Raw genomic sequence first — 18,268 nt, 5'->3', positions numbered from 1 at the left:
CCGGCCTGCACCTTACCACGACGGCCCTCGTCAGGCAGAACGCAGCAAAGGGAAGCGACTGAAAACGGATTATTCCGCTGGCAGAACATCCGCAGCCTTCCCACCTAAAACGTGGGAACGAGTACATCGGTGTAGGAGCGAATTTATTCGCGCTGGCAAGAGCCGGTTAACAACTCCCGGGAATTAATTCCCGCCTACCAAAACAACGATTCCGGTGGCAGAACACAGCGGCGTTCCCACGCAGAACGTGGAAACGCTTGCACAGGAAGGGGAATTATTCGCCCCAAACGTCCTTCAGAACACGAACCCAGTTGCCGCCCATAATCTTGGCAACGTCGGTAGCGTTAAAGCCGCGCTTCAGCAGGGTTTCGGTCAGGTTCGGGAATTCACCGACGGTACGGATACCGGCCGGGTTAACGATCTTGCCGAAGTTGGTCAGACGACGGGCGTAGCCCTTGTCGTGGGTCAGCCATTCGAAGAAGTCATGACCGTGGCCCTGGGTGAAGTCAGTGCCGATACCGACGTTGTCCACGCCACAGATATTAACGATGTATTCGATCGCTTCGGCGTAGTCGTCGATGGTGGAATCAATGCCGTTTTTCAGGAACGGCGCAAACATGGTCACACCAACAAAACCACCGTGGTCAGCGATGAACTTGAGTTCTTCGTCAGACTTGTTACGTGGGTGCGCTTTGAGGCCGGATGGCAGGCAGTGGGAATAACAAACCGGTTTTTTGGACTCCAGAATCACTTCTTCAGAAGTCTTGGAACCCACGTGTGACAGGTCACACATGATGCCCACACGGTTCATTTCAGCAACCACTTCACGACCGTAGTCAGACAGGCCACCATCACGCTCGTAACAGCCAGTACCAACCAGGTTCTGGGTGTTGTAACACATCTGCACCACACCAACGCCGAGGTCCTTGAAGACCTGCACATAACCGAGCTGGTCTTCAAACGCGTAGGAGTTCTGGAAGCCCATCATGATGCCGGTCTTGCCCAGTTCCTTGGCTTTGAGGATGTCAGCCGTGGTTTTGACTTTCATCACCAGATCGCTGTTGGCTTCGATCAGGTTGTTCATCTCAACGATGTTGTCGACCGTCTTCTGGAAATCTTCCCATACCGACACGGTACAGTTAGCCGCCGTCAGGCCGCCCTTACGCATGTCTTCGAACAGTTCGCGGTTCCATTTAGCGATGATCAGACCATCAATAACGATGGAATCTGCGTGTACTTGCTGGGCTTCAGTCATGATGAGTTTCCCCTGGATGGACGATTGCGACATAAGTTCCCGAGCGGTGAAAAGATGCCAGACAGGCACTGGTCGCAGGTATGAATCATGGCCAGTCTAAGAAGCGTAACAACAAGGCGTCTGTCTGGATGCGACATTGGCCATTCCGGCGCCGCCAGCCAGCAATATGAGGGGTGACAAATCGGGCAGATAAAAAAAGGGCTCCCGCAGGAGCCCACAAATACAGACAAGGCGAACTCATGAAGAGTTCGTACCACTGATGCCAGCAAGATCGGAGTATTGGGAGGACCGACCCCACTGACATGGTTCTTACGAACCAGCACAGACCCATGGCACGAGGTCTGGCTAACCGCTACAACAACCAGTCTAGGGGATTGGAAAATTCGTATCTGACTGAATGCGACGCCGATCAGGCCAGCGGCGTCAGACTGGAGACGGGAGCATTTATGAAGGCCGGGCCATGCACAGCCATTGTTGGGCGCGGCCCAACCTACTTCCGACGTCAGATCCGAACACACCCGTCAGGTATAAAAAATCCCCGTCAGGCGTGAGTCTGCGGGGAATCACAACCTGCGGGGACAGAACGAATCAGCAGCTCTCTCGCTTGATTCTAAAAAGGGATACTTTCAGTAAAGCCTCAGCCGAAGCTGCTTTCCAGTTTCACGGAACCAAAACTTGGTTCGTAACGGGCAGCAGCCAGCGGGTTCGGGCCGGTGCTTTCAGCTGGGGCACCAAAACCTGCGGTGTCGTTAGCGGCACGGGTATAACCGTTATCCACATTGTCGTTCCAGGTGCCCATACGCTCCTCACGTGGCGACACACCCATGTACTTGCGGTAGCAACGGCTGAAGTGCGGGGTGGAAACAAAACCACAGGCGGTGGAGATTTCGATTACCGGCATGGTGGTTTGCTTCAGCAACTGACGGGCACGGTCCAGGCGCAGCTTGAGGTAGTAGCGCGATGGCGTGCAATCCAGATAGTTGTGGAACAGCCGCTCCAGCTGGCGACGGGAGATACCAGCGAAGGCTGCCAGATCTTCCAGTTCGATTGGCTCTTCAATGTTGGCTTCCATCAGCTCAACGATTTCAACCAGTTTTGGCTGCGCTGAACTCAGCAGGTGACGCAGCGGAATGCGCTGTTGGTCAGCCTGGTTACGCATACGGTCGTAAACGAACATTTCAGAAATACCGTTGGCCAGTGCGGCACCGTGCTGGGCTGAAATCAGGTACAGCATCATATCAAGTGGCGCAGTACCACCTGAGGCAGTGATGCGATCACGGTCAACAGTGAACAAACGGGTGTTGCAGTTTACGTTCGGGTAACGCTCTTTCAGCGACGCGATACATTCCCAGTGGGCGCTGACGCTGTAACCGTCGAGCAGTTTGGCCGCCGCCAAAGCCAGCGCACCGGTACAGATACCACCCAATACAATTTCCTTGCGGCCCAGCGAGGCAACGTAATCGACTTCCGCCTTGCCGCAGCTCTGCACGATGTTAACGCCGCCCACCACAATCAGGGTGTCGAACAAAGGCGCATTACTGGTAGAAAACTCAGGCATCACAGGAATACCGTCGCTGGCGCGCACGGCCTTGCCAGTGGAGCTGACCAGTGACCAGGAATACAGTTCACGACCACTCAGCTGGTTCGCCATCCGCAGCGGTTCAACCGCGGTCGCCAGTGCCATCATGGTGAAGTTATCCAACAACAAAAAACCGACCCGGGTAGGACGAGCAGCGACTTTGAAAGTCTGCACAGTCAGATCAGATGGAGTTGATTTCATAATGACACCCTCAGGACGGAAAGTGGGAGGAAGTTGCTTTGAACAAGTTTTAGCAATCGACAGGCCAACAAAATTCCGCAATGGCCTAAAATCACCACTGTTATCCAAAAGCGACGTCGTAATTGGACTTTAATTCGCGTTCAGTGCTTTTTTCTTTAAACGACCATTTAATAAAAATTTTTCACTACGGTTAAAAAACAATCAGCTTTCCAAAAATTCCCAAAAACGCACCAGATCGTTTCCAAAGCCCCCCTGCCGCGCCCCGTTTTGTTTCATCCAGTAACACAATATGGATTGATTCTCACTACCAACTGACGTAAATACAGACCTGCCTGTCGCAGTCAGACAGGCCGCTTTTTTACAGAATGGCATGCTGGCCGGTGCTTTTGTGTCTCTCAACCCAGTATCTGTTATTAAGCGAGTACCCTCCCATGGCGGTTTACACCCGACTGACAACAGCCGAACTCGGCCAATTCCTGCAAGCCTTTGCGTTGGGAGAACTGACACAAGCCAGCGATATTAATGGTGGAGTCGAAAACACCAACTACCGCCTTGTTACCACGCACGGTCGTTATGTGCTGACCCTGTTCGAACACCACCAGCCAGCGGAAGTGCAGGATTTCGTTCGATTGGCCCGCCACCTTAATAACGCCGGATTTCTGGTACCGGCTCCCCTGGCAGACCAGCACGGTAACTGGCTTCATAGCCTGGCCGGTAAACCCGCGATTCTCTGTGAGCTGCTGCCCGGCGACCATATCGAAGACGCCAGCCCACGGCAGTGCTGGGAAATCGGCGAAGCGCTGGCGCGCCTGCATCTGGCTTCCAAGGTACTGGAACAGCCACGGCCCAACAGCCGCGGCTTTGACTGGTGGCAACGCATCTATAGCGAAGCGACTCGCTGGCTGGAACCCGCCGACTATCGGCTGCTGAGTTCCGAAATGGCCTGGCAGATGAGCAACCGGGTGCGCTGGAAAGCATTGCCACGCGGCTGGATTCACGGTGACCTGTTCCGCGACAACGTGCTGTTTGTCGAGCAACAGGGCAAACAACGTATTGGTGCCGTACTGGACTGGTACAACGCCTGTGAAGGGGTATGGATTTACGACCTTGCCATCATCGCCAACGACTGGTGCTGCGATGTGACCGGTGAATGGGAGATTGCCAAATACGACGCCCTGCTGGCCGGCTACCAGTCCGTGCGCCCCTTCACCATCATGGAACAGCAAAGCTGGCAGATGGTATTACGCGGTGCCGCCACCCGCTTCTGGCTCAGCCGGCTGGAAACCCTGCGCCATCAGGAATCTATTGAAGGCATGACCGGCAACCGCAAGGATCCCAACGAATACCGCGACAAGCTGCGCACCCGCCAACAGCAATACCAACCGGCACCGAAGGTGTTGGTTTAATTCCCAGTGCCGTAGGTCAGATAAAGACGCGCAGCGGCTGCCATCTGACGCAGGGGCATTGGATGGCACTCACTCCGTTCGCTGATCCAACCTACACGACTGCCGGGTATTTGATAAATCTTGTTGTAGGGTCCAGGCATGCCTGGACAAGGGCCTTTGAAAACATCGCAGCCGCTGTCGGGACATGTCCCGACCCTACGAATTCGATCCTGCGTGGTACGCCCAATCTACATTCATATTGGCAACGCCAGGCTCTCAACCAGATTTTCCCCATAAAAAAACGGCAGACCCAAGGGTCTGCCGTTTTTCATTTACAACCTGGAAGCGGTAAGAGTCTTACTTTTTCAGGTTCTTCTGTACGGTATCGCTGTACCAATCCAGGAAGTTGATTACACCAAACTCGAAGGTTTTGGAGTAAGGACCAGGCTGGTAGGCAACCGAGTTGATACCTTGCTGGTTCTGTTCACCCAGAATACGGTCCTGATCGTTGGTGGCATCCCACACCAGACGCAGACGCTCTGGATCGTAATCAACGCCTTCTACCGCATCCTTGTGGACGAACCACTTGGTGGTGACCATGGTTTCCTGAGCGGAAATTGGCAACACACGGAAGACGATGAAGTGGTCAGACTGCATGTGGTTCCAGCTGTTTGGCAGGTGCAGGATACGCATGGAACCCAGTTCGCGGTTCTTGATGCGGCCCAGCAGCTTCTCACAGCCTTTCTGACCATCCAGCGTCATTACCTCAACGCCTTTCTTCAGCGGCATACGCACGATACGGTTGCGCAGACCAGGGCCAAAGCTCTTGTGCTCGTGCGGAATACCTTCGGCATCCCAGGCAGCTGCCTGAGCCGCGTAGTGGTCGAGGAAATCCTGTGGCGCACGTGGATCATTGGTGTCGTCCCATTCCAGCAGGGTGTTCAGCAGTTCCGGGTGGCTACCGGCGCAGTGGTAACACTCGCGGTTGTTTTCAATCACCAGTTTCCAGTTGGCTTTTTCGTACATGTGGGATTCAACCGCCAGCTTGGTGTTTTCCACATCGTACGGTTCCATGTACTGTTCCAGAGTTTCCAGGAACTGATCGAAATCAGACTCTGGCTGCTCTTTGCCCAGACAAACGAAGATGAAACCACCGGCAGTCTTGGTGTGGGCTTTCTTCAGACCATGGCCTTTCATGTCGAAGTCGTCGCCCATTTCGGTACCGGCGTATAGCAGGTTACCTTTCAGGTCGTAGGTCCACTGGTGGTATGGACAAACCAGGTTGGCAGCCTTACCGCGGTGTTTGGTGCAAATCACCGAACCACGGTGACGACAGACGTTGTGGTATGCCTGCACACCACCTTCACCGTCACGAACGATCAGGACCGGGTTCTGGCCAATTTCAACGGTGAAATAATCACCCTTGGCTGGAACCTCGGAAGTCATACCAACGAAGATCCATTCTTTCTGGAACACTTCTTCCATGTCCACACGGAACATGTTTGGATCGTTGTACAGGGGTTGTGGCAGGGAATAGCTTGGGTCGCGACCTTCCAGCTCGGCTTTCATTTGCATGCGTGCATCAGCATAGCTATCGGTAGTGATGTTCAGCAGATCAAACTCTTTCATATCCGCATTTCCTCAATCATCAAAATGGCATTCCTGTTCAACGGAATGCCCAGGCTGCTCGATTTAAAATTCCATTGCCGGAGCTGGAAGTCAGTCACGGTTGGCTTGTTGCCAGAAGGGTTCTGCGACCACTTCAGGTGTAGGGCGATACTGGGTCAAATACGGCGATTCCAGTTGACCGTTTACGACTTCAGCAACGCCGAAATTCGACGCCTCTGTCGGCATTGAAAGCCGATATAGACGTGGATCAATTTCAACTGGCGCGCTTGGAACAGAGTCGTGTCGCGAATGGTTAATTTTCCAAAATTGACTCAGGGCAATATTCTCCCCATAGCCACGGGCCCATGGTTGTCGCTAAAAAGAACACCGCAAGCTAACGGCCGATAGAAGCAGCCTTTTACCGTAATTTTGGCAGGAGTGATATCCCAATGAATAGCGCAACCGCCCTGACCAACCAGGGACTATCTGAAGTAACCACCAATACCTGGGTAAATGGTCGCCATCTGGTGCGTTGCGCCCGCGTGGTCAACGAAACCCACGACGTCAAAACCTTTTGTTTCCTCGCTGAAGTACCTGTGCTGTTTTTCTTCAAGCCAGGTCAGTTCGTCACACTGGAGCTGGAAATCGAAGGCCAGCCAGTAATGCGTTCCTACACCATCTCCAGCTCACCTTCGACGCCCTACAGCTTCAGCCTGACCATCAAACGGGTGCCGGGTGGCAAGGTCTCCAACTGGATGCATGACAACCTGAAAGAAGGCGATGTGATTCCGGTGCACGGCCCGGTGGGTAACTTCAACTGTATCGACTTCCCGGCCGATAAAGTGCTGCTGTTGTCTGGCGGCGTTGGTATCACGCCAGTGATGTCGATGGCTCGCTGGTACTACGACACCAGCACTGATATCGACATGGTATTTGTCCACAGCGCCCGTTCCCCGATCGATATCGTTTATCAGGGTGAACTGACCAACATGTGCGCACGGGTGCCGAACTTCCACCTGCATCTGATTTGCGAGCGAGAAGCGCTGGGTTTCCCGTGGTCTGGCTATCGCGGCTATCTGGATCAGGCCAAACTCGACATGATGGTGCCCGACCTGCACGACCGTGAAGTTTTCTGCTGTGGTCCTGAGCCTTACATGCGCGCGGTACGTAGCCTGTTGCAAGCCAACGGCTTCAACATGGAGCATTACCATGAGGAATCCTTTGGTTCGACTCCGGCCGAAATCAAACAGGATGCCCTCGACCAGGCAGTCGAAGCCGAAGAGGCGCTGGAAGCCTTCGACAGCAGTGATCTGATCACGGTTGAATTCAGCCAGTCCGGCAAGAGCATTGGTGTCATGCCCGGCGAAACCGTGCACACCGCTGCCGCCAACCTCGGCATGTACATTCCGAAAGCCTGCGGTATGGGTATTTGTGGTACCTGTAAGGTGAAGAAACTGGAAGGAGAAGTAGAGATGAATCACAACGGTGGTATCACCGACGAAGACGTCGCCGATGGCTACATCCTGTCTTGCTGCTCGGTACCAAAAGGCAAGGTAGTGATCGAAAACTGATCACTCAGATTACGACAAGAAACGGCGCCTGAGCGCCGTTTTTTTGGCCAATCGAACCATCAGCGTTGCAGGTCTTTGGCCATTTTTCCCGCCTTGCCCCAGTTGGTGCTGGGAACTTCCTGCAGGATGATCCTGATTGCTTCAACCGGTGAATCAGAAGCCTCTGCAAGCGTGGCCGTCACCTGTTCGATGATATTGCGCTTCTGATCCTCAGAGCGGCCTTCCATCATTTGAATCGTAACAATCGGCATATTGTGTCTCCACTATTCAGAATACGGCGTTGACCCGATGATCAGGTCACCACCGTCAGGAATCGTTCATTCAGCTCGCGGGTATGGTAAAAAATAGCTGAGCCCATCTGGTCATAGGTCCACACCAGCGGTTTCATATCCGGGTAAAAATCATAGCCACCACTGAAGGTTTCAAAGCGATTGCCAGATGGATCAAAGGCGTAAATCGTCTTTCCCTTGGTGATACCATGGCGCAGTGGACCAATATCCAGTGCCACATCCTTGGCCGCCATCACATCGGCTGCGTGTAATACCCGCTCCCAGCTTTCCAGCAAATAGGCGGCGTGATGCAAGGTGTTATTACGTTCGTCGCGCACAAAGGCAATATCATGGGCCTTGGTAGAGCAGCTCAGCCAGACCGCCAGGTCGGTCTCACCATCTTCAGCCTTAATCCGTTCCACCACCTTGAATCCCAGTACATTGCAGAACAGATCACGACTGCCATCGAGATCAGCACCGTGAATCTGCCAATGGTCCAACCGCACCGGACAAATACCACCCGGGCCATCCACACGAACCCCTGGATTGACATAACCAAGCCCATCGCCAACGTCTTCGCGCTGGTAATACAACTCAAAGACATGACCAGTTGGTGCCGTAAAGCGCAGCCGCTCGCCGGTAGCCAACATTTCACCTGCAGCAATCCGTTCGGTCTTGACGCCATAAGCATTCAGATCAGCATCGAGTTGCTCCAGCGTTTGCTTGTCGAGCACCTTGAAGCCATAGAAATCCATCCCGGCCTGATCCGCTTCACGTAGAATCAGACTGTGATGATCGCGCTCATCAGCGGTTTTGAAATATTCACGACCCTGGTCATCGCTGCCCATATGAACCAGTCCCATGACGTTGGAATAGAAATCGACCGACTCCTGCATATCCAACACCCGAAGCTGGCAGTGTCCCGGGCGTAATACGCCTGTCATAGCCATACTGTTTTCCTCTTATTTTTATTCACCATCAGCAGGATCATCGAACGTCAAACGATTCGTGTCTAATATGGTTTCAGTAAGTAAATATACTTTTTAGGTATACCTTTGAGGATACAGCTTTAGTCGTTCCGAGACTTTATGATCCAGCCTGAGCAGCCGCACAGCCAACACAAGAACCCGGGCTGGCGTAACCAGTCCGGGCTAAACATTTGGGGCATCAACTTAATCCGGTACTCGCTCTGGACTTCAGGATGGTGAATCCCGAAGCCGGTTTGCAGGCATTGCGAGTTACGTCAAAACCGGCGACACCGAGTCGGAATCATCCGGCAGCCCCCATTCATAGACGGCAACGCCGGGTTCAGCTCTTCAAGGGAATAATACTCAGGTCACTGCGCGGAAAAATACGGCAGGCCAGCACAATGCTTTGCTCTTCATCTCGTGGCGAGATATGGGCTCGGCTCATTTTCTTGCTGGTATAGGTCCCTTCAGTGACCTTGATGCGGCATTTACCACAGCCGCCCCCCTTGCAACCCACCAGTACCGGAGAGTTCTTGCCCAGCTGCACCAGCAGATTGGCTTGTGAATTACCAGAGAGCGTACATTGTCCCTGATTACTGATACTGACCTGATGGCAAGACTTGCCACCTGATATTTCAGAAAGCGTTTGTTGAGTCATGGCCGTACTTCTTTTTATTGTTTAGCAATGTTTCAACATCATAGTGAAGTTGGGGGGAATAGACCCCCCCATAGATGGAAACTTAATCTCCTGATTTCTGGATCAAACGCAGCTGTAATAATCGTTGCACCCGTTCGGTGGTTGTTGCTGGCAAGCCAGTTGCCCGACAACCGTCAATCACAGGCCCACAAATTTCTGCCAGCTCGAGTGCACGATTTTTCTCAAAGTCGACCAGCATTGAAGTCTTGATATCGTCGAAATCACAGATCAATTGATACATGGCGTCGGCATCACTGTCAGCCAGAGCCACATCATTTGCCTGTGCCGCCCGCACCGTTTCCGCCATCAATTCCTGCACCATTGGTCCCAGCACCGGGTCCGATGTCATCGGCCGAGTAGTCAGCCCGGTCAGTGCGGATAACGGATTGACGCCATTGTTGATGACCAGTTTGCGCCACAGCGCCTGCTGGATATCCGTCTCATACCGACAGGGGATTCCAGCGTCAATAAAGGTGCTTGCGAGAGCTTCAGCCCATGGCTGCAAGTCGGGATTAAGGCGCTGCGACGGCCAGACGCCCATTTCTATCTGCGCCACACCAGTGGCCTCGACCACACCAGGCGAAATGATATGGCCACCAATCCGCACCGCCAATCCGCCCAGTGTACGCTGCTGGCCAACCACCGCGGCGATTTCAGGCTCATTGGTAACGCCATTCTGGATCGACAGCACCGGCGTTTGTGCCGTGGCAAGCCAGTCCGCCAGTGTCGCCATCATCCCAGCCGTTGCCATACCTTTGGCAGCCAGCACCAGTAAATCAAAATCAGCACATTGCCAGCCCTTTGCCAGACCAGCCAGATCCGTGGCAACCACCGGCTGGTGTTGCAGCTGGAGACTCGGGTGACGCAATGTCAGACCATCGCTTTGCAGTGCGCGTAAATGTTCGCCACGAGCCACCAGAACAACCTCATGGCCCGCCTGTATCAGCCGAGCAGCGTAATAACAGCCAATACCACCGGCACCCAGAATCAGTAAACGCATCCCCTCTCCCTATCAGCAGGCCTCCTACACCACGGCTCGCACAACCCCACCATCGGCACGAACAGCGGCTCCGGTGGTTGCCGACGCCAGCGAACTGCATAGATAGGCAATCATGGACGCTACTTCATCCGGGGCAGCGAAGCGCTGGATCAGTGAAGAAGGACGGACTTTTTCAAAAAACTCCTGTTCGAACTGCTCGAACGACTTACCCTCATCCTTTGCCAACTGGTTTACAAAATCAACCACACCACGGGAGCGGGTTGGTCCAGGCAACACACTATTGACGGTAATACCCGTGCCTGCCAGCGATTCAGCCATACCACGGGCGACGGCCAGCTGGGCCGTCTTGGTCATGCCATAGTGAATCATCTCAGCTGGAATTTGCACCGCACTCTCACTGGAAACAAAGATAATGCGTCCCCAGTTTTGTTCTTTCATACCTGGCAGGTATAGACGACTGAGCCGAATGCCCGACATTACATTGACTTCAAAGAAACGATACCAGTCCTGATCACTGATATCGGCAAACTCGGCAGGTTCAAAAATTCCCAGATTGTTGACCAATATATCAACCTTTGGATATTGCGCCGCCAGCCGATCGATGGTTTCAGGCTTTGCCAGATCACCAGCGAAACCTAATAGATTGCCACTCACCTGCGGTTGCAGAATCTCAATGGCAGCTGCCACCGCAGCCTCCGAACGGCCGTTGATAATAACGCTGGCTCCATCGTTGGCCAGCGCCCTGGCTGTAGCCATGCCTATTCCTGCTGTTGAGCCAGAGACCAGCGCCAGTTTTTCCTTGATTCCCAGATCCATAAAACACCTGTGATAAATTTTGGCTAAAAAAAAGCCCCTTACGGGGCAAAACACTCAGACAACAAGTGAGCACACCCTGAATGGGCCTGGTTCAAACAAAACGACCGCTAATCGATCCCAGTCCCTGATAACGCACGGAAAAGCTGTCACCTTTCTTGCATTGGAAGGCTGCAGTAACCGCCCCAACCATCACAAAGGTGCCAGCCGGAATTTCTTCATCACGCTCACCAAACATATTCGCCAGCATGGCAACCGATGCTGCCGGATGGCCCAGTACCGCTGCGCCAGCTCCGGTTGCAACGATTTCGCCATTCACTTCCATCACCACACCGAAATGTTTGAGGTCGACGTTTTCGACCCGCTGCATCTGGCCACCAGTAATAAAGCGGCTGGACGATGAGTTATCGGCAATGACACTCTTGAGATCGAACTTGAAGTCCTTGTAGCGGGAATCAATGACCTCAACGGCAGGCAGCACAAAATCAGTGGCCGCCAGGACGTCGGCAATGGTGATGCCCGGCCCTTTCAGCGCTTTTTTGGTCACAAAAGCAATTTCTGCTTCGATCTTTGGGTGGATCAGTTCGTCAGTCTTGATCTCACCACCATCCGGTACAGTGAAGTAATCACACAGGAAGCCGTAGCAAGGGTGCTCAACGCCCATCTGCGCCATTTTGGCCCAGCTGGTCAAACCCATTTTCAGACCAACAATTTTGGTACCACGGGCTTCCTTGCGACGACGGATTTCCCATTGGATGTCGAAGGCATCCTTATAGGTCATTTCCGGGTAATCGTTGGTCAGCTTGGTAACTTCGTAAGCTTCCAGCTCGGCCTTTTCCAGATGGGCCGCTGCTGCTTCAATCTGCTCACGATTCAGGTTGTTCTCACTCATCTTGTTATTCCTCGAATTCTTTCCGGGCCTGACGCCGAAGGTCTGACGTCAGGCGCAATATGCTTGCTGGTTTTGGCGCTGTCGGATGGTGGCCGCTTCGCGTCTTTATCCGACCTACGGAACTGCATGGAATGCCTGCCGTGTGGCTACCACGCCTGTCGGATGGCAGCCGCTTGGCGTCTTTATCCGACCTACAGGACTGTGTGGGAGCCAGTATCACTGGCTCCTGCCGGTAGGTCAGATAAGCCGAAGGCGCCATCTGACAAAGGGCCTAGAGTTTCCCGGCCGCTTTCGCCATGGTCAGCGCCAGGTCTTCGATCATGTCTTCCTGACCACCAACGGTGCCGCGTTTGCCCAGTTCCACCAGGATGTCGCGCGCCTGAACGCCGTATTTGGCTTCAGCGCGTTTGGCGAACAACAGGAAGGATGAGTACACACCGGCGTAACCGAGCGTCAGCGAATCACGGTCGACCCGGATTGGCTGGTCCATCATCGGTGTAATCAGGTCTTCGGCGACGTCCATGATCTTGTACAGGTCGATACCGGTTTCGCAGCCCATGCGATTCAGCACCGCGCACAGCACTTCCAGCGGGGTGTTACCCGCGCCAGCACCCAGCCCGGCAACCGAACCATCGATGCGCGCACAACCGGCTTCAATGGCAGCCAGTGAGTTGGCCACACCCATGGCCATGTTGTGGTGGCCATGGAAACCCAGTTCGATTTCCGCTGGCAGTTCGTTGCGCAGTGCGGTGATTTTTTCGCTCACTTCGTCTGGCAGCATGTAACCGGCGGAGTCGGTGCAATAAATGCAGTTGGCGCCGTAGCTGACCATCAGCTTGGCTTGCTCGACAATTTTGTCGGCCGAAGCCATGTGCGCCATCATCAGGAAGCCGACGGTGTCCATGTTGAGGTTGCGAGCGAAGGTGATGTGCTGCTGGGAGACGTCGGCTTCGGTGCAGTGGGTGGCGACACGAATGGTGTTTACACCCAGTTCCTTGGCCATTTTCAGGTGGTCAACGGTACCGATGCCCGGCAGCAGCAGCGCAGACACTTTCGCCTGTTTCATCTTCGGGATCACCGCGCCAAGGTATTCCTCGTCGGTGTGGGCCGGGAAGCCGTAGTTCACCGAGGAACCGCCGAGGCCGTCACCGTGGGTGACTTCGATCAGTGGCATACCGGCGTCGTCCATGGCACAGGCCACTTTCACCATCTCATCGACGGAGATCTGGTGACGCTTGGCGTGCATGCCGTCGCGCAGGGACATGTCGTGCAGACGGACTGATTTACCTTGCAGATTCATAGTAGTTTCCTCCGTCTATTATTCGCCGCGAGCGGGCAGGCTAATGGTTCCGTTCGCCACTTCTTCGGCGAACATTTCGGCGGTACGCAGACCGGCGGCGGTCATGATGTCGAGGTTACCGGCGTATTTCGGCAGGAAGTCGCCCAGACCTTCCACTTCCATAAACATGGACACACGGTTGCCGTCGAACACCGGGCCGTTGACCAGCTTGTAGCCCGGCACGTATTTCTGCACTTCAGCGACCATCTGGTGGACGGATTCGGTGATGGCATCGCGGTTTGGCTCGGACTCCGTCAGACAGTGCACAGTGTCGCGCATCATCAGTGGCGGCTCGGCCGGGTTGATGATGATGATGGCCTTGCCCTGTTTGGCGCCGCCGACCTTTTCAACCGCACCGGCGGTGGTACGGGTGAATTCATCGATGTTCTGACGGGTGCCCGGGCCAACCGATTTGGATGACACAGTGGCGATGATTTCGCCGTAATCCACTGGCTGCACACGGCTAACGGCAGCGACCATCGGAATGGTCGCCTGGCCACCACAGGTCACCATGTTGACGTTCATTTCGAGGTTCTTGGCATGGTCCGCCAGATTCACCGGCGGAATGCAGAAGGGGCCAATCGCCGCTGGTGTCAGGTCGATCATGATCACGCCCAGCTCGTTGAGCTTGCGGGAGTTCTCGGCATGAACGTAAGCCGAGGTCGCGTCGAAGGCGACGCGAATATCGTCGGCGACCACGTGTTCGAGAATGCCGTCGACGCCAGTCGAACAGGTTTTGATGCCCATCGCCGCAGCGCGCTTGAGGCCTTCGGATTCCGGGTCGATACCCACCATCCACACCGGCTCCACCCATTCGGAGCGCTGCATTTTCATCAGCAAATCGGTGCCGATGTTGCCTGGGCCAATGATGACCGCTTTGAGTTTGTTGCTCATAACATTCGTCTCTTGCTGATGGGGGATTAAACGAAACGCACGGAAGCGGAACCGATGCCGCCGATGGTGACGGACATGTAGTCACCGGCTTTAACTGGCTCCAGAGGTACCAGCGAGCCAGACAGAATCACTTCGCCAGCCTTCAGCGGAATACCAAACTGGCCCAGCGTATTGGCCAGCCAGGTGACACAGTTGACCGGTGAGCCCAGCGCTGCTGCACCAGCGCCGGTGCTGATGATTTCGCCGTTCTTTTCCACCACCATGCCGCAAGTAGCAAGGTCGATGTCACGCGGGTCAATCGCGGTGTCGCCCAGCACAAACAGGCCGCAAGAGGCGTTGTCGGCGACTGTGTCCTGAATCTTGATCTTCCAGTCTTCAATGCGGGAATCGACTACTTCAAAACACGGGATCACGAAGTCCGTAGCGGCCAGAATATCGGCGTTGGTGAGGCCCGGGCCCATGATGTCTTTTTTCATCACGAAGGCGATTTCACCTTCCGCCTTGGGCTGGATCAGCGTTTCACTGATCGGCATTTCCTGACCCTGGCTGTAGGCCATTTTGTCGGTCAGGAAACCAAAGTCCGGCTGGTGCACGTTGAGCATGTTTTGCACCGCTTTGGAGGTCACACCAATCTTTTTGCCGATGATGCGTTCACCGGCAGCAACACGACGCTCAACCATGCGCAATGAAATGTGGTAGGCATCTTCAATCGAAATATCATCGAAGCGCTCGGTTAATGGTTTGACCGGAGTGCGGTTAACCAGAGCATCGTATAGCTCGTCGCCCGCATGCTGGATTTGTTCCTGATTCATATTATTCTCGTTACCTGTATCAGTGATTTGGGCAAGCCGAACCTCCGGACGAAGACGACCGTTAAAGCTGGCTGATTATTTTTCAGGAGACTGGAAATACCCTGACGTCCAATTTACTCCTGTCAGATTTCTGCTCAATATTCAGAAACTGAAACTCAAGCTCCCGCATATGGAATCATGCAACCGCACGCGGCTGCTCCAGTTCGTGTTTGGGAAAATGCTCAATTACGTAGTCAATAAATGCCCGGGTACGAGCAGGCAAACTACTGCGATGCGGGTAAATCATATGGACATCCTTGTCACCGGCATTCCAGTCCGCCAACAGGGCTACCAGCTCTCCCCGAGCCAGATACTGCTCCACCATATAACTGGGTAAATACCCAATCCCCATACCATCCAGCACCATTTCCAGTGCCAGTCGGGCCTCGTTGGTGGTCAATACCGGCCGTGGCACAAACGACACACTGTCTTCGCCTTGCTGAAAGCGCCATACCGGCGTACCACGGGTTGCGACCAACGGCCAGTTGCCCAGTTCACCCGGCGAGTCAATCGTATCCAGCCCATCCAGATGGGATGGGCTGGCACACAACACTGAGCGGGTTTTGAACAGCGGTCTGGATATCCATTCATTCAGCGTAATAACGCCCATGCGAAAGGCGATATCAATACTGTTTTTAACCAGGTCCGCATTATCATTAGACAGTTGTAATTCCACCGATATGCGCGGATTCTCACGCATGAAATCCCGTACCAACGGCTGAATAAAATGATGCCCAAGCGCAATAGGGGCAGTGATTTTTAGCTCCCCCGTCAAAGACGATAATTCGCTGTTGATATTTTCGACCTGTAATTCGAGGTCGTGAATCATCGGGTTAACCCCTTCATACAGCCGCATACCGGATTCAGTCAGACCAAAGTGCTTGGCAGTACGGTGAATCAGCTTGTAGCCGAGGCGATCTTCAAATGCCTGAATACGGCGACTGAGTGTTGACAGAGGTACGTTCAAATAACGGGCAGCGCTGACCAGACTGCCCTTTTCCACTGCGATCACAAAGAAATACAAGTCCTGATAGTTCACCATTTTATGCTCCTGCTACTGACTACACGTGTGAGGCTTTGGTCGTCGCCAGTGGTCGTGATTGCTCTCGTTCGTCAGGCAAGACCCGCCGGGTCGACAACACATCCAGGCCGGTCAGCTGCTGGATCAGGCCACTAAGCCCGCTGCGCAGGTACTGGGTCATCAGAATCGCCAGTGCACCAAGGCCAATCAAATACCAGGTGCCGTAATCGCTGAACCAGGTGTCTATCAGCCAGTACACCAGCGTACCGATCAGGGGGCCTTCAATACGGCCAATACCACCGATCATCACAATAAAAATGCCAAATGCGGTCCAGTTAACGCTGAAAGCAGCGTCTGGTGAAATGCGCAGGTTGGAAACAAAATACAGACCACCAGCCAATGCACAGCCCACTGCTGCAAGGATGTATACCGCCAGTTTCATGCGGGCAACGTTAATGCCCTGGCTTTCGGCAGCGACTTCACTGTCACGAATTGCCTGTAATGCCAGACCCTGTTTTGAACGCAGGAACAGATAGACAGACACCAGCGTAATCAGCACCGCCGCCAGCGCCACCCAATAGGTCATGTTCTCGCGGAAGCTGCGGGAAACCCCGCGGAAAGCCGTCAGGCTGGTGCCCGAACCGCCACCGACAGCATCAATGTTGGCCACCGTTAGCCGAATCACTTCGGCAATCACCCAGGTACCAATCGCGAAATAACCACCGTTCAGCCGAAACGCAATTTTTGAGACAGGGAAAGCCAATACACCAGCAATCAGGGCTCCCAGCACAATTGCCACAAACGGATTGACCCCGGCCAAGTTGGCAAGTGCCAGCATCAGATAGCCACCAAGGCCAAAAAATGCCTGCTGACCAACGGACACCATGCCGCCATAACCAGCCAACAGATTCCACATCATGGCAAAAATAAACAGACAGGCGATGTTCACAAATTCGTACATCCAGTAAGAATCGCCCCAGTAAGGCATACTGCCACCAACCACGGCGACCAATGCCAACAGCACAACCAAAATCGTGTTTTTCATTATTATTCTCCCGGGCCTCAGCCAACGGTTTTTGGAAACAGGCCATTGGGTTTGAAAGCCAGAATGGCGATAAACACCAAATGACCAAACCAGATTCCCCAGCCGGGATCGAAATAAAAGCCTATTTGCTGAGCCAGCCCGAGCGTCATAGCACCCAGAAAAGTCCCCCAGAACGATCCCATGCCGCCAATGATTACCGACTCAAAGGCGAACAGCAGCAGTGACGGACCATCTGTTGGCGCCACCGTGGTGCGCATACTCTGGAACAGCCCGGCCAGAGCTACCAGCGCAAATGCCAGTGCTGTTGCCATCGAATAGACTTTCGAGCTGTTGAGGCCCATCAGCTCGGCGATATCTTTTTCATCCGATACTGCGCGGAACGCCCGTCCCAGCGCGGTATGCTGGAACATCCACTGCAACCCAAAGGTGCAGGCAATAGCGCAGGCCAGAATAATCAGCGGCAACACTCCCACCGTCATGTCACTGGTAATGCCAAATCCCAGGGTATTCAGACCACCACTGTCGAGGGAGCGCGGATTGGCGGAAAAAATCTCCTGCAGCAGGTTCTGGGCAATGATCGATAACCCGAATGTAATCACCAGCGACGGCAGCGGGTCCTTGCCCAGCGTGCGATTCAGTACGAAGTACTGGAAGGCATAACCGCTCACCAAAGCGCAGGGAACCAGAAACACGATTAGCAGAAACGGATTGATATTGACCACCGACGCAATCGCGATGCCGATAAAACCGGAAATAACGATCTGGTCTCCGTGAGCAATATTGGTCAGACGCATAACGCCAAACATCAGCGACAGGCCTAACGCAAACAAGCTGTAAAGGCCGCCCAGCAGGACGCCGTGAATAATGACTTCAAACATAA

Annotated in this window: 17 protein-coding genes; 2 read left to right on the top strand and 15 right to left on the bottom strand. The window is 54.0% G+C overall.

Annotated features, from left to right (window positions below):
• Positions 1-274: 274 nt before the first annotated feature.
• Together K6123_RS03115 and gbdR are read right to left on the bottom strand one after the other, a co-directional pair.
• Entirely contained in the window at positions 275-1,255 is a 981-nt protein-coding gene (locus K6123_RS03115; protein ID WP_221793989.1) for a dipeptidase, read from the bottom strand.
• Positions 1,256-1,892: 637 nt separating this feature from the next.
• Positions 1,893-3,035 (bottom strand): choline metabolism transcriptional regulator GbdR, encoded by a 1,143-nt coding sequence (gene gbdR, locus K6123_RS03110; protein WP_221793987.1) that lies wholly within the window; start codon positions 3,033-3,035, stop codon positions 1,893-1,895.
• A 431-nt stretch (positions 3,036-3,466) separates the two neighbouring features.
• On the opposite strand from gbdR, the gene K6123_RS03105 reads away from it, so the two are divergent.
• The gene (locus tag K6123_RS03105) at positions 3,467-4,441 is read left to right on the top strand and encodes a homoserine kinase (protein WP_221793984.1); all 975 of its coding nucleotides are present in this window, start codon (positions 3,467-3,469) and stop codon (positions 4,439-4,441) included.
• A gap of 336 nt (positions 4,442-4,777) precedes the next feature.
• Here the strand turns inward: K6123_RS03105 and K6123_RS03100 are convergent, their stop codons facing one another.
• On the bottom strand, positions 4,778-6,049 hold the full coding sequence (locus K6123_RS03100; protein ID WP_221793982.1) for an aromatic ring-hydroxylating oxygenase subunit alpha: 1,272 nt from the start codon (positions 6,047-6,049) through the stop codon (positions 4,778-4,780).
• 428 nt (positions 6,050-6,477) lie between these two features.
• On the opposite strand from K6123_RS03100, the gene K6123_RS03095 reads away from it, so the two are divergent.
• A complete protein-coding gene (locus K6123_RS03095; RefSeq protein ID WP_281423883.1) occupies positions 6,478-7,599 on the top strand; it encodes an FAD-binding oxidoreductase in 1,122 nt (373 codons plus the stop codon).
• A 59-nt stretch (positions 7,600-7,658) separates the two neighbouring features.
• Here the strand turns inward: K6123_RS03095 and K6123_RS03090 are convergent, their stop codons facing one another.
• The 12 genes from K6123_RS03090 to K6123_RS03035 form a co-directional block, all read right to left on the bottom strand.
• Positions 7,659-7,850, bottom strand: coding sequence for a 2-hydroxymuconate tautomerase (locus tag K6123_RS03090; RefSeq protein WP_221793980.1), 192 nt, complete (start codon positions 7,848-7,850; stop codon positions 7,659-7,661).
• A 41-nt stretch (positions 7,851-7,891) separates the two neighbouring features.
• A complete protein-coding gene (locus tag K6123_RS03085) occupies positions 7,892-8,818 on the bottom strand; it encodes a catechol 2,3-dioxygenase (protein WP_246624571.1) in 927 nt (308 codons plus the stop codon).
• A gap of 358 nt (positions 8,819-9,176) precedes the next feature.
• Entirely contained in the window at positions 9,177-9,494 is a 318-nt protein-coding gene (locus tag K6123_RS03080) for a 2Fe-2S iron-sulfur cluster-binding protein (RefSeq protein WP_221793978.1), read from the bottom strand.
• An 82-nt stretch (positions 9,495-9,576) separates the two neighbouring features.
• Positions 9,577-10,533 carry a ketopantoate reductase family protein gene (locus tag K6123_RS03075; protein WP_221793976.1) on the bottom strand — a complete coding sequence of 319 codons (957 nt, stop codon included), beginning with the start codon at positions 10,531-10,533 and terminating at the stop codon, positions 9,577-9,579.
• Positions 10,534-10,557: 24 nt separating this feature from the next.
• Complete coding sequence (locus K6123_RS03070) at positions 10,558-11,349, bottom strand: SDR family NAD(P)-dependent oxidoreductase (RefSeq protein WP_221793974.1); 792 nt, start codon at positions 11,347-11,349, stop codon at positions 10,558-10,560.
• A 91-nt stretch (positions 11,350-11,440) separates the two neighbouring features.
• On the bottom strand, positions 11,441-12,238 hold the full coding sequence (gene dmpH, locus K6123_RS03065) for a 2-oxo-3-hexenedioate decarboxylase (protein ID WP_221793972.1): 798 nt from the start codon (positions 12,236-12,238) through the stop codon (positions 11,441-11,443).
• A 271-nt stretch (positions 12,239-12,509) separates the two neighbouring features.
• Positions 12,510-13,538, bottom strand: a complete 1,029-nt coding sequence (dmpG, locus tag K6123_RS03060; protein WP_221793970.1) for a 4-hydroxy-2-oxovalerate aldolase — start codon at positions 13,536-13,538, stop codon at positions 12,510-12,512.
• A gap of 18 nt (positions 13,539-13,556) precedes the next feature.
• Entirely contained in the window at positions 13,557-14,471 is a 915-nt protein-coding gene (locus tag K6123_RS03055) for an acetaldehyde dehydrogenase (acetylating) (RefSeq protein ID WP_221793968.1), read from the bottom strand.
• Positions 14,472-14,497: 26 nt separating this feature from the next.
• Positions 14,498-15,283, bottom strand: a complete 786-nt coding sequence (gene dmpE, locus K6123_RS03050; RefSeq protein WP_221793966.1) for a 2-oxopent-4-enoate hydratase — start codon at positions 15,281-15,283, stop codon at positions 14,498-14,500.
• 175 nt (positions 15,284-15,458) lie between these two features.
• Positions 15,459-16,364, bottom strand: a complete 906-nt coding sequence (locus tag K6123_RS03045; protein WP_221793964.1) for a LysR family transcriptional regulator — start codon at positions 16,362-16,364, stop codon at positions 15,459-15,461.
• 19 nt (positions 16,365-16,383) lie between these two features.
• Positions 16,384-17,388 carry a branched-chain amino acid ABC transporter permease gene (locus tag K6123_RS03040; protein WP_221793962.1) on the bottom strand — a complete coding sequence of 335 codons (1,005 nt, stop codon included), beginning with the start codon at positions 17,386-17,388 and terminating at the stop codon, positions 16,384-16,386.
• A 17-nt stretch (positions 17,389-17,405) separates the two neighbouring features.
• Positions 17,406-18,266 (bottom strand): branched-chain amino acid ABC transporter permease, encoded by an 861-nt coding sequence (locus K6123_RS03035; protein WP_221793961.1) that lies wholly within the window; start codon positions 18,264-18,266, stop codon positions 17,406-17,408.
• Positions 18,267-18,268: the final 2 nt, after the last annotated feature.

Source organism: Oceanobacter mangrovi (assembly GCF_019740315.1).
Lineage (GTDB): Bacteria > Pseudomonadota > Gammaproteobacteria > Pseudomonadales > Oceanobacteraceae > Oceanobacter > Oceanobacter mangrovi.
The sequence above is the reverse complement of the archived record's forward strand: the minus strand, read 5'-3'. Positions and strand labels throughout refer to the sequence as shown.

What these genes read in the sequence shown, in the direction of transcription:
- K6123_RS03115 (WP_221793989.1), bottom strand. Translation starts at nt 1,255, where the DNA reads ATGACTGAAGCCCAGCAAGTACACGCAGATTCCATCGTTATTGATGGT.
- gbdR (WP_221793987.1), bottom strand. Translation starts at nt 3,035, where the DNA reads ATGAAATCAACTCCATCTGATCTGACTGTGCAGACTTTCAAAGTCGCT.
- K6123_RS03105 (WP_221793984.1), top strand. Translation starts at nt 3,467, where the DNA reads ATGGCGGTTTACACCCGACTGACAACAGCCGAACTCGGCCAATTCCTG.
- K6123_RS03100 (WP_221793982.1), bottom strand. Translation starts at nt 6,049, where the DNA reads ATGAAAGAGTTTGATCTGCTGAACATCACTACCGATAGCTATGCTGAT.
- K6123_RS03095 (WP_281423883.1), top strand. Translation starts at nt 6,478, where the DNA reads ATGAATAGCGCAACCGCCCTGACCAACCAGGGACTATCTGAAGTAACC.
- K6123_RS03090 (WP_221793980.1), bottom strand. Translation starts at nt 7,850, where the DNA reads ATGCCGATTGTTACGATTCAAATGATGGAAGGCCGCTCTGAGGATCAG.
- K6123_RS03085 (WP_246624571.1), bottom strand. Translation starts at nt 8,818, where the DNA reads ATGGCTATGACAGGCGTATTACGCCCGGGACACTGCCAGCTTCGGGTG.
- K6123_RS03080 (WP_221793978.1), bottom strand. Translation starts at nt 9,494, where the DNA reads ATGACTCAACAAACGCTTTCTGAAATATCAGGTGGCAAGTCTTGCCAT.
- K6123_RS03075 (WP_221793976.1), bottom strand. Translation starts at nt 10,533, where the DNA reads ATGCGTTTACTGATTCTGGGTGCCGGTGGTATTGGCTGTTATTACGCT.
- K6123_RS03070 (WP_221793974.1), bottom strand. Translation starts at nt 11,349, where the DNA reads ATGGATCTGGGAATCAAGGAAAAACTGGCGCTGGTCTCTGGCTCAACA.
- dmpH (WP_221793972.1), bottom strand. Translation starts at nt 12,238, where the DNA reads ATGAGTGAGAACAACCTGAATCGTGAGCAGATTGAAGCAGCAGCGGCC.
- dmpG (WP_221793970.1), bottom strand. Translation starts at nt 13,538, where the DNA reads ATGAATCTGCAAGGTAAATCAGTCCGTCTGCACGACATGTCCCTGCGC.
- K6123_RS03055 (WP_221793968.1), bottom strand. Translation starts at nt 14,471, where the DNA reads ATGAGCAACAAACTCAAAGCGGTCATCATTGGCCCAGGCAACATCGGC.
- dmpE (WP_221793966.1), bottom strand. Translation starts at nt 15,283, where the DNA reads ATGAATCAGGAACAAATCCAGCATGCGGGCGACGAGCTATACGATGCT.
- K6123_RS03045 (WP_221793964.1), bottom strand. Translation starts at nt 16,364, where the DNA reads ATGGTGAACTATCAGGACTTGTATTTCTTTGTGATCGCAGTGGAAAAG.
- K6123_RS03040 (WP_221793962.1), bottom strand. Translation starts at nt 17,388, where the DNA reads ATGAAAAACACGATTTTGGTTGTGCTGTTGGCATTGGTCGCCGTGGTT.
- K6123_RS03035 (WP_221793961.1), bottom strand. Translation starts at nt 18,266, where the DNA reads ATGTTTGAAGTCATTATTCACGGCGTCCTGCTGGGCGGCCTTTACAGC.